Below are 14701 nucleotides of genomic sequence, written 5' to 3' on the forward strand. Positions count from 1 at the left end.
GACCTGATCACCCTCGGTGACGGCGACGCCACGGTGGTCGGCGACAACGGCAGGCTGGTCTACAACGCCGGCAAGCTGGTGACGGCGGAAACGCTGGACACGACCAATGCCAGCGGCGGCGACGAGACGATCACCGCCGGCAGCGGCGTCCATCATGTCCTGGCCGGCATCGGCGCGGACAAGGTCGCGCTGGGCGACGGCAGGCGTGTTGTCATCGGTGACAACGGCAGGATCGACTACGACGCCAACGGCGCGCTCTCGCAGGTCACCTCGACCGGCTACGACGAAGGCCTCGGCGGCAACGACCGTATCGAGGGCGGGAATGGCGACAGCGTCATCCTCGGTGGTTACGGCAGCGACCTGATCTCCATCGGCGATGGCGCGGCCGTGCTGTTCGGCGACAGCGGCCGCATCCTCTACGACGGCGGCAAGCTGTTGGTCCTGGAGACGCTGGACACGGTCAACGGCAGCGGCGGCGACGATGTGATCAGCGCGGGCAACGGCAGCCATCACGTCCTTTCCGGCATCGGCAGCGACAGGGTGACGCTGGGAACCGGCGATCGCATTGTCCTCGGCGACAACGGCGCGATTCGTTACGGCACGGCGGGCGCCGCGCTGGCAAGCATTGTCTCCACCGGCTATGACAATGGCCTTGGCGGCAACGATACGATCACCGGCGGCGATGGTGTGAGCCATGTGCTGGGCGGCTACGGCAGCGACCTGATCCAGCTTGGCGCGGGAGACAGCGTGGTGACCGGCGACAACGGCAGCGTGCTGTTCGATGCGGCCGGCCGCCTGGGCTTCCTCGGCACGCTCGACACCGGCAATGCCAGCGGTGGCAATGACGTGATCCGTGCCGGCGCCGGCGAGCATGCGGTGCTCGGCGGCGCGGGGGCGGACAGCATCACGCTCGGCGCCGGCAAACGCATCGTCCTTGGCGACAACGGCAACATCACGTTCGATCCGGCGAGCGGACACGCCAGCGGCATTACGACCACCGGCCACGACGCCGGCACCGGCGGCAACGACAGCGTGTCGGCGGCCGACGGCGACGGCATCCTGGTCGGCGGCATCGGCCATGACAGCATCGTGACCGGCAACGGCAGCAATATCCTAGTGGGCGACAACGGCAATATCGTGTTCGACGCCAGCGGGCGTGCCGTCCTCATCGCGTCGTCCGATACCAGCAATGCCAGCGGCGGCAACGACACGCTGCAGGCGGGCACCGGCACCCAGCATGTGGTGGGCGGCGTCGGTGCCGACAGCATCACGCTCGGCGCCGGGGTGCACGTCGTCCTCGGCGACAACGGCCGCATCAGCCTGACCACCGGCGGCGCGCTGCTGGCCGAGGTGCTGAGCGAGGGCTTTGACGCCGGACTCGGCGGCAACGACCGCATCGCGGCGGGAGACGGCCAATCGATCCTGGTCGGCGGCGTCGGCGACGATGCCATCAACGCGGGCGCCGGCCTGACGCTGGCATTCGGCGACAACGGGCGCCTGGTGTTCAACCCGGACGGCTCGATCGGGCGGATGGAAACGCTCGACCGCAACGCCGCAAGCGGCGGCAACGATGTCATCGGGGCCACCGACGGCCGCAAGTTCATCCTGGGCGGCAACGGCAGCGACAGCATCGACACCCGCGACGGCGAACACGTGCTGGTCGGCGACAACGGCGTGCTCGGCTTCGGCGCCGGCGGCGAACTGCTGAGCATGGCGAGCACCGAAGCCGGACTCGGCGGCAACGACAGCATCCGCACCGGCGAGGGCCGCAAGCTGATCTTCGGCGGCGTCGGCGACGACAGGCTGGAAGCGGGCAACGGCGGCAACGTCCTGATCGGCGACAACGGATCGATCAGGCTCAGCGCCAATGGCTGGCTCGACGACGTGATCACCATTGCGCCGTCGATCGGCGGCAACGACCTGGTGATCTCCGGCAGCGGCAACGACGTGCTGTTCGGCGGCTTCGGTGACGATGAACTGTTCGGCAACGACGGCAACAACATCATCATCGGCGACAACGCCCAGGTCCGTTACACCGGCGGCCGCTGGAGCCTGGCGCAGACCATCGACCTCTACCTCGGCGGCGACGACATCCTGCACGGCGGCAACGGCAACAGCCTGATCTTTGGCGGCGCCGGCGGCGACCTGCTGTACGGCGTGTTCAACCGCGACGTGATGGTGGGCGACTATGCGGCGGTCACGCTGGTCGACGACAAGCCGACCAACCTGGAGCGCTTCGGCGGCGCGCACAACGCGCCCGACCTGATCGCCCGCGAGCAGGATGCGGTGTACAGCGCGCCGGCTGCGCAGGCCGTCGGCGAGGGCGCCGGCGCGGGCATCAATCTCGGCGTGCTGTCGCGCATGGACCTGGTCCTTGCCAGCATCTCGCCGGCGCCGGTCGTCACGCAGCCGCAGCAGTCGCCGTTCAGCGCCCCGGCAACCCATGCGTACAGCCGCTCCTCGTCCAGCGAAAGCACCGAGTCGTCGGCGGCGCAGGGCAGCGAGGCGCAGCAACCGGCCCAGAGCGATGCGGCGTCGAGCCGCCCGTCGGCGGATAGCAAGCAGGCCCCGCAGGCGGAGGGCAAGCAGGCCGATCAGCAGGCCGGCGCCGCCTCCGCTCCCGCCGAGGGCACCGGAGCGCCGGCGGAAACACCGGCCGCCGTTCCGGCGGAAGGCGAGAGCCCGGCGCCGGTGGAAGGCGCGGCAGCACCCGCCGACGCAGCGACGGGAGAACCGCGCGGCGACGCCGAGCCCAGGCCGGAAGCGGAGACCAGCGCGGAAGCAGAAGCAGACGCAGAAGCCGAAGCCCTCGGGCAGGCGGCGGAGCAGGGCGCGGCGGTGGCCGTTGCCGGCCTGCTCGGCGCCCAGGCGGCACGCAGCGGCGCGAGGCGCGCGATCTTCGATCGCAACGCCCTGCTGCAGCCGCGCGCCGCCAAGGAGGGCGCCGGCAAGGGACCGGCACAGGACGCCAAGCGAGCCGAGCCGGCATTCGGGGAAGCCGCCCATGTGGAAGCGGTGGAACAGCCGCGCAAGCAGGGCATCGACTGGACCGCCGGCGGCCGCGGCAAGCGTCGTTGATCAAACAACATCGGGAAACAGCAACATGGCAAGAAGCAGCAAGGGAAAGACGGAAGCCGCAACCGACAACGCCGCCGCGCAGGCGGCGGGTGCGCCAGCCAACGAACAAGCCAGTGCACGCGCCGCCGCCCCGGCCGGCCTGCAATCGACGGCGCAGCCTGGCGCGGCGCCGGGAAAAACCCAGTTGAAGTGGGACGATGCGCAGATGCGCACCGCCTATGCCAACGTCTGCAATGTCTTCGGCTCGCGCGAGGAGATCACGCTCCTGTTCGGCACCAACCAGGTCTGGCAGCCGGGCGAGCTGCAGGCCGGCGAGGTCAGGGTGGCGCTGGGCGAGCGCATCGTGCTCACACCCTATACCGCCAAGCGCCTGGCGCTGATGCTGGAAAAGGGACTGGCCGAATATGAAAAGCGCTTCGGCAAGATAGAACTTTGACATCGGGGCGTCGTCCGGGCGCATCAGCCCGCCGCCGCGACGCCTGTCGTCGTAGGCAGCCGCACGCTCGCCGCCTATAATTTCTTCTCGTAAAAATACCGGCCGGCGGCCAGGCACAACAACATGGAGTCATCCCTCAGCGAACGCAGCGCCGCCACCGGCGCCGAATCCGGGCGCGCTGCCGCGGCGAGCGAGGCGGCAGCCTGGGCCGCGCTGTCCTCCGCCGGCAGCATCGAAGCCTGCGCCGCCGCATGGCTGCGCCTGCAGTGCGGCATCCTGGCCGAGGTGCGTCGCGCGGTGGTGGTGCTCGGGCCGCCGGACACCGGCCCCTTCGTGCCGGAAGCCTTCTGGCCGGAAGGGCAGCCTGCCACGCCCCTGCTGGCCGAAGCCGCCGACCAGGCAATCCAGTCCCACCAGCCGCTGACCGTGAAGGGCGACGGCGCCGTCGCGCTGGCCTGCCCGGTGCTCCTCGACCGCCATCTGCACGGTCTGGTCGCGGTGGAGCTGGCGCCGTCCGGCGAGGCACGCGTGCAGCAGGCCATGCGGGCGCTGCAATGGGGCGTGCAGGGCCTGCAGTCCAGCCTGTACCGTCTGCAGGCCGAGCAGGAGGACGCCAGCCGCGAGCGCCTGATGACGACCCTCGACCTGGTCGCGTCCACAATGACGGAGCAGCAGTTCAAGCCGGCCGCGAATGCGCTGGTCACCGAACTGGCGCTGCGGCTCGACTGCGATCGCGTCAGCGTCGGCTTCCGCAAGGGCCTGCATACCGACATTGCCGCCGTCTCGCACAGCGCCCAGTTCGGCACCCGCATGAACCTGATCCGCGCCATCTGCACTGCGATGGACGAGGCGATCGACCAGAAATCCGCGATCCGCCTGCCGTTGTCCGGCGACGAAGTGCTGGTCACCCGCGACCATGCGGCGCTGGCGCGCCAGCATGGCAGCGACGCCATCCTCACCATTCCCTTCGTGATCGGCGAAACCACCGCCGGCGCGTTCTGCTTTGAACGATCTGGCGAGCGCGCCTTCGACCGCGCGAGCGTGGAATTGTGCGAAGCCGCGGTCGCCCTGTGCAGCCGGGTGCTCGAAGAAAAGCGCCGCAACGACCGGCCGCTGGCGCTGCGGGTGCGCGACGCCGCCCGCGACCAGCTGCTGAAACTGACCGGGCCGCGCCATTTCGGCCGCAAGCTGGCGGCGCTGGTGCTGATGCTGTCGGTGCTGTTCTTCAGCTTCGCCAGCAGCACCTATACCGTCGGCGCCGACGCCACGCTGGAAGGCGCGGTGCGGCGGGTGCTGGTGGCGCCCTTCGACGGCTATCTCGAATCCGCGCCGCACCGCGCCGGCGACCTGGTGGAGGCGGGCACGGTACTGGCCACACTCGACCAGCGCGAGCTGCAGCTGGAGTACCTGCGCTGGGCGAGCCAGTCGGAGCAGTACGCCAAGCAATACCAGGAGGCGCTGGCAAAGGCCGACCGCGTCGCCGTCAACGTGACGCAGGCGCAGATGCAGCAGGCGAAGGCGCAGATGGACCTGCTGGCGGAGCACCTGTCGCGCGCCAGCGTGACCGCGCCGTTCCCCGGCGTGGTGGTGCACGGCGACCTCAGCCAGGCGCTGGGCAGCTCGGTCAAGCGCGGCCAGACCCTGTTCGAGGTGGCGCCGCTGAACGCCTACCGGGTGATCCTCGAAGTACCCGAGGGCGAGATCACCCATGTCCGGAACGGGCAGGCCGGCACCCTGATGCTGACGGCGCTGCCCGGCGAGGAATTCCCGCTGTCGGTGCGCCATGTCTCGCCGGTGACGGTGGCCCGCGAAGGGCGCAGCTTCTTCCGGGTGGAGGCCACGGTGGTGCGGATGTCCGACCGCATGCGGCCCGGCATGGAAGGCGTCGGCAAGATCGAGGTCGGCCGCCGCACGCTGTTCTGGCAGTGGACGCACCAGATGTTCGACTGGATGCGCCTGGCCTTCTGGTCCTGGGTCTGAGGCGCCGTGAACGACTCCCTGTTCAGCGATTCCTGGTACCGCGTGGCCAGCCTGCGCCCGCGGCTGCGCAACCATGCGCAGGTGCACCGCCACACCTACCGGGGCGCCGTCTGGTACGTGTTGCAGGACAATGCGAGCGGCCGTTTCCATCGCTTCACGCCGGTCGCCAACGCGGTCATCGGCCTGATGGACGGCAAGCGCAGCGTGCAGGAGATCTGGGACCTGGCCTGCGTCCAGCTCGGCGACGCGGTGCCGTCGCAGGACGAGATCATCAAGCTGATCTCGGACCTGCACCGGGCTGACGTCCTGCAGAGCGACGCGCCGCCCGACCTGGAGGAGATCCAGCGCCGCCGCAAGCAGCACTGGCGCACCCGTTTCAAGCAGTACTTCGGCAATCCGATGTCGCTGCGCTTTCCGCTGTACGACCCCGATGCGCTGCTGCAGCGGATGATGCCGTTCGCGCGGCCGCTGTTCGGCTGGTTCGGCCTGCTGCTGTGGCTGGCGACCCTGGCGGCGGCCGGCCTGCTGGCGGCGATGCACTGGCCGGCATTCTCGGACGGCATGCTCGACCACGTGTTCTCGGTCGACAACCTGCTGGTGATGTGGCTGGTCTTCCCGCTGGTGAAGGTGCTGCACGAGTTCGGCCACGGCCTCGCGGTCAAGGCGCGCGGCGGCCAGGTGCACGAGATGGGCGTGATGCTGCTGCTCCTGATGCCGGTGCCCTACGTCGACGCCTCGTTCGCCGCGGCATTCGAGGACAAGCGCTGGCGCATGCTGGTCGGCGCCGCAGGGATGCTGACCGAGCTGTTCATCGCGGCGCTGGCGATGATCGCCTGGGTCTGGCTCGAACCGGGATTCGAGCGCGCGATCGCCTACAACGTCATCCTCATCACCGGCGTCTCGACCCTGCTGTTCAACGGCAATCCCTTCCTGCGTTACGACGGCTACTACATCCTTTCCGACTGGCTGGAAATTCCCAACCTCGGGCAACGTTCCAACGAGTACCTCGGCTACCTGATCAACCGCTACCTGTTCGGCGTGCCGGACATGAAATCGCCGGTCGTGGCCCGGGGCGAGGCCCGCTGGTTCGTGTTCTACAGCATCACCTCGTTCGCCTACCGCATGTTCATGATGGTCACCATCGTGCTCGTGGTCGCCAGCAGGTTCTTCCTGTTCGGCCTGCTGATGGCGGTCTGGTCGGTCTTCACCATGCTGCTGATGCCGGTCTTCAAGAACGTCAAGTACCTGGCCAACAGCCCGCGCCTGCATACCCGCCGCGGGCGGGCGCTGGCGATCAGCGTTGCGGCGGCGGGCAGCGCGCTGCTGCTGCTGTTCGTGCTGCCCGCGCCCAGCTACACCCACGCGCAGGGCGTGGTCTGGGCACCGGAGGAAGCGCAGGTGCGCGCCAACGTCGACGGCTTCGTGGCCGAGGTCGCGGCCAGGGCGGGCGCCGGCGTGGCCCGCGGACAGTTGCTGGTCCGCAGCGAGGATCCGGTGCTGCGCGCGCGGGAAGCGGTGGCCGCCGCCGCGCTGGTCGAACTGGAAGCGCGGCGCGATGCGGCGATGGTCGCGAGCCGGGTGCAGGCAGACATCCTCGAACAGCAGATCGCCCATGCGCGCGTGACGCTGGCCGACGCCCGCAAGCGGCTGCAGGAGATGCAGATCGCAGCGCCGTCCGACGGCACCTTCGTGCTGGCCGACGAACTGAACATGCAGGGCCGCTTCGTGCAGCGCGGCGAGCTGCTCGGTTTCGTGACCGGCGGCGAGCTGCGCACCGTGCGGGTGGTGGTAGCCCAGGCCTACGCCGACCTGGTGCGGGAGGACACGGCGGCGGTGCGGGTGCGCGCCTCCGAGCGGCTTGACCGTACCCTCGATGCACGGGTGCTGCGCGCGCTGCCGGGCGCGACCGAGCAGCTGCCCAGCATGACCCTGAGCATGCAGGGCGGCGGCGAGATCGCGCTCGACCCGCGCGCGCCCGAGGAAGGCCGCGCGCTGGAGAAGCTGTTCGTGGTCGATCTCGAAGTGCCGCCCGGCTCCGGCCTGTCCCTGCTCGGCAGCCGCGTCCATGTCCGTTTCGAGCACACGCCGGAGCCGCTGGCCTGGCAGTGGTATCGCGGCGCCCGCCGCATCTTCATGAAGAAATTCAGTGTCTGACACGATCCTGCAACTATTCCGTCCCGGGATGGTCCGCTACGAGCCGTTCGACGAGGTCTATCCGGAACGCAAGGAGCCGACCGAGGAAGGCTGGCTCGACCGCGCCGGCACGGCGCTCGCCGGTGCCGTTGCGCGCCGGCTGCGCGCCCGCCCGTCGCGCGTGCGCGGCATCGTGCAGCGGGTCGCCGTCTTCACGGAGAAGGTTGCCGCGCTGGATCAGGGCGGCATGCGCCAGCGCGCGCGCGAACTGGCGGCCGAACTGCGCCGGCACGGCCTGCGCGACGACCTGGTCGCCCACACCTTCGCCCTGGTGCGGGAGGCCGCCGGCCGCACGCTCGGCATGCGCCATTTCGACGTGCAGCTGATCGGCGGCTGGGTCCTGCTCAACGGCATGGTCGGCGAAATGGAGACCGGGCAGGGCAAGACCCTGACCGCGACCCTGCCGGCGTGTGCGGCCGCGCTCGCCGGCCGCGCGGTCCACGTCATCACCGTCAACGACTACCTGGTGGAGCGCGACCTGGCGTTGATGAAGCCGGTGTACGACGCGCTCGGCATCAGCAGCGCGGCCGTCACCGCCGAGATGGACCACGAAGCGCGCCAGCAGGCCTATGCCTGCGACATCGTCTACTGCACCAACAAGACCGTGGTGTTCGACTACCTGCGCGACCGCATCGTGCTCGGCAGCCGCAGCCACGCGCTGCACCTGAAGCTCGAGCGCCTGTACGGCGACAATACGCGCGCCCGCAAGCTGCTGCTGCGCGGGCTGTCCTTCGCCATCGTCGACGAGGCGGACAGCGTGCTGGCCGACGAGGCCCGCACGCCGCTGATCATTTCGGCCGAGGTGCGCGACGGCCAGGATGCGCAACTGGCCCGCCAGGCAATCGAGATCGCCCGCCACATGCAGGAGGGCAGCGACTTCCGCGTGCTGCGCGGCGAACGCCGCATCGAGGTCGAGGAAGCCGGCTACCAGCGCGCGATCGACCTCAGCAAGCCTTTCGGCGGCGCCTGGTTGCTGTCGCTGCGCCGCGAGGAACTGGTGGTGCAGGCGCTGACCGCGCTGCACCTGTTCGTGCGCGACGAGCAATACCTGGTCCGCGACGGCAAGATCCAGGTGATCGACGAATTCACCGGGCGCGTCATGGCCGACCGTTCCTGGGGCCAGGGCCTGCACCAGCTGATCGAGGTCAAGGAAGGCTGCGAGATCACCTCGCGCAAGGAGCCGCTGGCGCGCATCAGCTACCAGCGCTTCTTCCGCCGCTACCAGCACCTGTCCGGCATGACCGGCACCGGCCGCGAAGTCGCCGGCGAGCTGGGCGCGATCTACGGACTCGCCGTGGTGCCTATCCCGCCGGGCAATCCGAGCAAGCGCCTGGTCCATCCCGACCGTGTATTCGCGACCGAGGCCGAGCGCTGGGACTGCGTGGTCGCCACCATCGCCGAGCAGCATGCCAAGCGCGTGCCGGTGCTGGTCGGCACCCGCTCGGTTGCGGCGTCCGAACTGTTGAGCCGCATGCTCGACGCGCGCGGCCTGCCGCACCAGGTGCTCAACGCCAAGCAGGACGCGGAAGAGGCGGCCATCGTGGCGCGCGCGGGCGAGCCGGGGCGCATCACCATCGCCACCAACATGGCCGGCCGCGGCACGGACATCAAGCTCACGCCGGAAGCGCGCGCGCTTGGCGGCCTGTTCGTCATCCTGGCCGAACGACACGAGGCCGGACGCATCGACCGCCAGATCGCCGGACGCTGCGCGCGCCAGGGCGATCCCGGGCAGGTGCAGGCCATCCTGTCGATGGAGGATGCGGTGCTGGCCCCGTATCGCGGCGGCCTGCTGGAGTTCGCACTCAAGCGCCTTGCTCCCGCAGGCGCCGCCCGCGCCGAACGCCTGCGCGCGCGCTTCATCCGCTACGCGCAGCTGCGCACCGAAAACAGCCAGTCCAGGATCCGCAGGAACCTGCTCAAGGCCGACCAGCAGATGGGCAATATCCTGTCGTTCTCGGGCAGGCCGGAATAATGGAACAAGAGGAGTCAATCAGCATGCAAACCCGCATCACCGCCAGCCTTTCCGCCGTCCTGCTCGGCGCCTTCATCAGCAGCGGCGCCGCCGCGCAGACCAGGGCGCCCGCCGATCTCGTGCCGGTCAAGCCGCCGCCGGTCCCCAATCTCGCGCCGCGCGGCGCTGCGCCCGCGCCCGCCGCCGCGCCCGCCGCCCCGGCGCAGGGCGGCAACCAGGCCAAGCAGCTCGGCGACGAGATGGAGTGCCTGCTCGAGCCGCACCTGGTCGCGCATGTCGGCGCGGCGGTGGAAGGCACCCTGTCCGAAGTCCTGGTCGATCGCGGCGCGGTCGTGCGCCGCGGCCAGGTCGTGGCGCGCCTGAATTCCTCGGTGGAGTCGGCGACCGTCAACCTGCGCCGCGCACAGGAGGAGTACGGCCTGCGCAAGATGGCGCGCAACGAGGAGCTGTTCAAGAAGGAGCTGATCTCCGCCAGCGAGAAGGACGAGCTGGAGACCCAGACCCGCATCGCCGCGCTGGAGCGCAAGCAGCAGCAGGAGGTGCTGAACCTGCGCACCATCACCAGCCCGCTCAACGGGGTCGTGGTCGAACGTTACCTGTCCCCGGGCGATCGCGTCGCGCAGGAAAAGATCATGAAGCTGGCACAGATCGATCCCCTCAATGTCGAGGTGATCGCGCCGGTCGGCCTGTTCGGACGCATCCGTCCCGGCATGGCCGGCGAGGTCAGGGTCGCAGCGATGGGCGGCAGCTACAAGGCCAGGGTGACGGTCGTCGACCGCGTCATCGACGCCGCCAGCGGCACCTTCGGCGTGCGCCTCGAACTGCCGAACCCGGGCAACCGGCTGCCGGCCGGCCTCAAGTGCAACGTGCGCTTCGCCGGCTGAAGCGATGCGCCGGGTCATCGCGATAGCGGCGCCGGTAGGCGGCGGAAAATCCTCGCTGGCGGCGGCGCTGGCGCGTGCGCTGGATGACGCCCCGGTGCTGCGCTTCGACGATTTCCAGCGCGCCACCCGCCAGTCGGTGGAGACGCTCGACGCATGGCTGGCGCAAGGCGCGGACTTCGACCTGCTGGAAGCGCCCGGCCTCGCTGCCCGGCTCGAGCAGCTGCGCCGCAGCGAGGGGCAGGACGGCTGGGTGGTGTTCGAGATGCCGCTTGGCCGCGCCTGGCGCGCCACTGCAGCCGCCATCGACCTGCTGGTCTGGCTCGAGGTGCCGGCCGACATCGCGCTGGCGCGCAAGCTGCGCGAACTGGCGGCGGCGGCCAGCGCCGCGCCGGCGCACAGCGCCCGCGATGCGCTGCGCTGGATCGACGACTACCTCGCCCATTACACCGCCACCATCCACCGGGTGCTCGCCATGCAGCGCACGCGCGTGCCGGCCGCGGCCGACGTCGTCCTGGACGGCAGCGCCGACACCCCGACGCTGCTGCGCGAGGTGCTGCATCACATGGGCATGCCGGCATGAGCAACCGCTATCCCTGGCTTTGCATCGAAGCCTTCCTCGCCGATTTTACGGGTGCGCGCGCCTTGTCCTCGGCCTTCGAGCTCGGCCTGGTCGACCTGCTGGTCGCGGGCCCGCAGTCGCCCGCGCAACTCGGCGCGGCGCTGCCGCTGGACGCGCGCGGCCTGCACCTGCTGCTCGCAATGCTGCGCGCCCACAACGTGCTGGAGGAGACGGCTACAGCGGAAGGCTGCGCCGTCGCCCTTAGCAGCGGATTCACCGAAGCGCTGGCCTTCCGCGACCTGCTGGAAGCCAGGCTGTATTTCGCGCAGCTGGTCGGCCCCGATTTCCTGCATCTCGCCACCGCGCTGTTCGCCGAGCCCGACGCGTTCTTCCGCCGCGCCCGGCTGTTCGAGCTGTTCTCCTACGACCGTTGTTTCGAACGCAGTCAGGCCAACCTCGACGCCACCGCGCGCTGGATGCGCATCACCACCGCGCTGACAAGCTACGAGGCGCTGGCCTGCATCGATGCCTTCGACTTCTCCCGCTACCGGCGTCAGCTCGACGTCGGCGGCAACAGCGGCGAATTCCTGCTGCGCATCTGCCGCGCGCATCCCGCGCTGCGCGGCACGGTGCTCGACCTGCCCCTGGTCTGCGAGATCGGCGCCGCCCATGTCGCCGGCGAGCCCGAAGCCGCGCGCATCGCCTTCCAGAAGACGAGAAGCCGGGACGAGCTGCTGCCTGCCGGCCATGACCTCATCAGCTTCAAGTCGATGCTGCATGACTGGCCCGACGCCGACATGCATCGCTTCCTGACCCGCGCCCATGCCGCGCTGCCGGACGGCGGTTCGATACTGATCTTCGAGCGTGCCCGCATGGAGCAGCTGCCGCAGCCGTTGTCCTGGGGTCAGCTGCCCCTGCTGCTGTTCTTCCGCTCGTATCGCGACGCCGGCGACTATGAACGCGCGCTCGCACGGGCCGGCTTCCGCGACATCACGCTGCAATCCGTGCAACTGGAAACCCCGTTCCACCTGATCAGCGCACGCAAATGACGACCCTGTTTCCACTCGAAGCGAGCTCGCCCGCCGACGCCCACGTCGACTTCTGCCTGTGGGACTACGCGCCACCCGCGTCCCCGGACGGCAAGCTGCGCCCCGTCAACCTGCTCAGGCATTCCCTGCGCGGCGCCGGCATCGGCGCGCGCGCGGACGAAATGGTGCAGGCGCTGCGCGACGGGCTCGGCGACATGAAGACCGTGTGGGGCGTAAAGCAGGCCGGCGACACGCTCGCCTGGGAGTTCTACTTCTACGATTACACGCGGCGTGCCCGCAGCCGCTCGATGACGCGGGTGCTCGACCTCATCCGTCCCTGGGTCGGCTGCAACCCCGATACCCGCGCCCGCATCAACGAAGCCAGCGACTACTTCATGTTCTCGCTCGACTTCGACGCCGCCAATCTCGATCACGGCCGGCCGCTGGACGAGATACAGCTCTACATGGGCAATCCCGGCAGTGCGGTGTCGTCGGGCATCTGCTACGCCTTGCGCCCCGATGCGCTGCGCATGAAGAATTTCTATTTCTTCTTCGATGCCCGCACGCAGATGCGCGACATCGTCGGCAAGATCACCTCGTCGGTCTTCCTCGACCTGGCCCGCTTCGACCTGGACGCCCTGCTGTGGCCGGAGCTGCGCGACTGCCAGACCATCGTCGTCGCCAACAAGCCGACGCACGACGGCATCTATTTTTCCCGCATCACGATCGACCAGCTGCTGATCTTCCTCGCCCGTATGCGCTATCCGGCCGACCAGCTGGCATTCGCGCGGCAGCACCGCGCCGGGTTCGATCACCTGCTGTTCGACGTCGGTATCGACTACCGGATGGAAGACGGGCAACTGAAGTTACTCAAGAGCGCCTACTATGGCGTGTTCTGAAAGGAGCCCGCATGGGCCGCTTTGACCACCGCGAATATGTGTCGATGACCATGGAGTTCCGGTGCAACCTCAAGTGCACCCACTGCATGATCGAGGGCACGATGGACCGGCTCGCGCCGCAGCGCGAGGACCAGCTCTACGCGCTGCTGGTGCAGAACCGCATGCACCGCAAGTGGAAGGGCCTGATCCTGACCGGGTCCGAGATCACGCTGCACCGCGATCTGCCTGAATGGGCCCGCGCCGCCCGCGAAAGCGGGTTCGAGCGCGTGCGCATCCAGACCCACGGCATGCGCCTCGCCAACCCCGACTACTGCACCGAGCTGGTCGACGCCGGCGTGAACGAGTTCTTCGTCAGCGTCGCCGCTGCCGACGCCGCCACCCACGACGGCATCACCGGCGTGCCCGGCTCCTTCGACAAGACGCTGCGCGGCCTGGAACTGCTCGACGCCCGCGACGACGTGCTCACCATCACCAACACCGTCGTCACCGAACGCAGCTACCGCCAGATGCCTGCACTGGTGGAGCGCCTGGCGCACCTGAAGCGCCTGGCGCAAATGGAGTTCTGGTTCTATTTCCCGATGAGCGAGACCGACGACAAGAACCTGGTCGCCTCCCATCTCGACACCCTGCCGCCGCTGCGGCGGGCCATCGCCGCCGCCCGCGCCCTCGGTCGCGGCATCGAGGTCAAGAACTTCCCTGAATGCCTGCTCGGCGACGAGCGCGCCGCCCTCTACAACGACCAGCCCGAGCTGTTCATCGACGACGCTTTCTGGAAGGAATTTGCGCGCAACGGCTTTTACCAGTGCGCGCACCGGTCGCGTTGCGGATCGCGCCAGTGCCTCGGCCTCAACACCGCCTACATCCGCAAGTTCGGCTGGCACGAGGATCGCCTGCAGCCGTTGGCGCCGGGCTGAATCCAGGCACGTTTCAGACGAGGCGCTCGGAACCGATGACATGCTCGCCGGCCCGCGCCGCGAGCGCCGCCTCGATCATCGCCCGGGCGATGTGCGAAGCGGGATTGAGACGCCAGCGCCGCGGCAGCAAGGGACCCGCCGCGGCAAGTCCAAGGCCAAGCAAGCGTTCGCCGGGGCGATATTCCTCCCGCTGCCCGCCGATCAGTCCCGGCCGCACAAACGTCAGCGACGCAAACCCGACGCGCGACAGGTCCCGTTCCAGTTCGCCCTTGACCCGGTTGTAAAAGAAGCGCGACCCCGGGTTGGCGCCCGCCGCCGAGTTCAGCACGTACGCGGGCGTGCCATGTTGCCATGCGTGCCGCGCCACCATCAACGGATAGTCGTGGTCGATGCGGCGGAACGCCGCTTGCGATCCCGCCTGACGCATCGTGGTTCCGAGCGTGCAGATCACCGCGTCGGCGCGCCACCAGTCAGCATCCGCAGGCAGGTCATCGAAATCGACGCGTGGCGCAAGCAGCTTCGGATGGGCGGGGAGAGCCCGCCGCACGGGTGCAACGACCGCGCCCACGCGCCCGTCAGCCAGGGCCAGCGCAAGGACATGTTTTCCGACCAGTCCGGTCGATCCTACCAGCAGCAGCGTTGCGCCCATCTCTGCCTCTCCTGTCTGTTATGTCTTGACTGGCGATTCTGCAGTACAAACCCGCATTCCGTCATCCGCAGCATGTTGCGCCGCGTTGCCGCCGATTGTCCGTACCGTC

10 protein-coding genes and 1 pseudogene are annotated in these 14701 nt (G+C 69.2%); 10 read left to right on the top strand and 1 reads right to left on the bottom strand.

The window, feature by feature from the left end; all coding sequences use genetic code 11:
• The 10 genes and pseudogenes from VIM12_RS05595 to VIM12_RS05640 form a co-directional block, all read left to right on the top strand.
• Positions 1–3078, top strand: a pseudogene (locus VIM12_RS05595) (hypothetical protein); the annotation flags it as partial.
• A 25-nt stretch (positions 3079–3103) separates the two neighbouring features.
• A complete protein-coding gene (locus tag VIM12_RS05600) occupies positions 3104–3514 on the top strand; it encodes a DUF3467 domain-containing protein (protein WP_331940632.1) in 411 nt (136 codons plus the stop codon).
• A 123-nt stretch (positions 3515–3637) separates the two neighbouring features.
• Positions 3638–5494 (top strand): HlyD family efflux transporter periplasmic adaptor subunit, encoded by a 1857-nt coding sequence (locus VIM12_RS05605; protein WP_331940633.1) that lies wholly within the window; start codon positions 3638–3640, stop codon positions 5492–5494.
• Between the two features lie 6 nt (positions 5495–5500).
• Positions 5501–7648: a hypothetical protein gene (locus VIM12_RS05610; RefSeq protein WP_331940634.1), complete on the top strand. Its 2148-nt coding sequence runs from the start codon at positions 5501–5503 to the stop codon at positions 7646–7648.
• Positions 7641–9659: a preprotein translocase subunit SecA gene (locus tag VIM12_RS05615; protein WP_331940635.1), complete on the top strand. Its 2019-nt coding sequence runs from the start codon at positions 7641–7643 to the stop codon at positions 9657–9659. Before VIM12_RS05610 ends, VIM12_RS05615 begins: the two co-directional genes overlap by 8 nt.
• Positions 9660–9682: 23 nt before the next feature.
• A complete protein-coding gene (locus tag VIM12_RS05620; RefSeq protein WP_331940636.1) occupies positions 9683–10543 on the top strand; it encodes an efflux RND transporter periplasmic adaptor subunit in 861 nt (286 codons plus the stop codon).
• A gap of 4 nt (positions 10544–10547) precedes the next feature.
• Complete coding sequence (locus VIM12_RS05625) at positions 10548–11123, top strand: hypothetical protein (protein ID WP_331940637.1); 576 nt, start codon at positions 10548–10550, stop codon at positions 11121–11123.
• Positions 11120–12151: a methyltransferase gene (locus VIM12_RS05630; protein WP_331940638.1), complete on the top strand. Its 1032-nt coding sequence runs from the start codon at positions 11120–11122 to the stop codon at positions 12149–12151. Before VIM12_RS05625 ends, VIM12_RS05630 begins: the two co-directional genes overlap by 4 nt.
• Positions 12148–13029, top strand: coding sequence for a hypothetical protein (locus VIM12_RS05635; protein WP_331940639.1), 882 nt, complete (start codon positions 12148–12150; stop codon positions 13027–13029). Before VIM12_RS05630 ends, VIM12_RS05635 begins: the two co-directional genes overlap by 4 nt.
• 11 nt (positions 13030–13040) lie before the next feature.
• Positions 13041–13943, top strand: a complete 903-nt coding sequence (locus tag VIM12_RS05640; protein ID WP_331940640.1) for a radical SAM protein — start codon at positions 13041–13043, stop codon at positions 13941–13943.
• 13 nt (positions 13944–13956) lie between these two features.
• On the opposite strand, the gene VIM12_RS05645 is transcribed toward VIM12_RS05640, so the two are convergent.
• Entirely contained in the window at positions 13957–14592 is a 636-nt protein-coding gene (locus VIM12_RS05645) for an NAD-dependent dehydratase (protein WP_331940641.1), read from the bottom strand.
• Positions 14593–14701 lie beyond the last annotated feature (109 nt).

The organism is Noviherbaspirillum sp. (genome assembly GCF_036563305.1).
In the GTDB taxonomy this organism is placed as follows: Bacteria; Pseudomonadota; Gammaproteobacteria; order Burkholderiales; family Burkholderiaceae_D; genus Noviherbaspirillum.

Coding starts and splice junctions, on each gene's coding strand:
- VIM12_RS05600 (WP_331940632.1), top strand. CDS start 3,104: ATGGCAAGAAGCAGCAAGGGAAAGACGGAAGCCGCAACCGACAACGCC.
- VIM12_RS05605 (WP_331940633.1), top strand. CDS start 3,638: ATGGAGTCATCCCTCAGCGAACGCAGCGCCGCCACCGGCGCCGAATCC.
- VIM12_RS05620 (WP_331940636.1), top strand. CDS start 9,683: ATGCAAACCCGCATCACCGCCAGCCTTTCCGCCGTCCTGCTCGGCGCC.
- VIM12_RS05625 (WP_331940637.1), top strand. CDS start 10,548: ATGCGCCGGGTCATCGCGATAGCGGCGCCGGTAGGCGGCGGAAAATCC.
- VIM12_RS05630 (WP_331940638.1), top strand. CDS start 11,120: ATGAGCAACCGCTATCCCTGGCTTTGCATCGAAGCCTTCCTCGCCGAT.
- VIM12_RS05635 (WP_331940639.1), top strand. CDS start 12,148: ATGACGACCCTGTTTCCACTCGAAGCGAGCTCGCCCGCCGACGCCCAC.
- VIM12_RS05640 (WP_331940640.1), top strand. CDS start 13,041: ATGGGCCGCTTTGACCACCGCGAATATGTGTCGATGACCATGGAGTTC.
- VIM12_RS05645 (WP_331940641.1), bottom strand. CDS start 14,592: ATGGGCGCAACGCTGCTGCTGGTAGGATCGACCGGACTGGTCGGAAAA.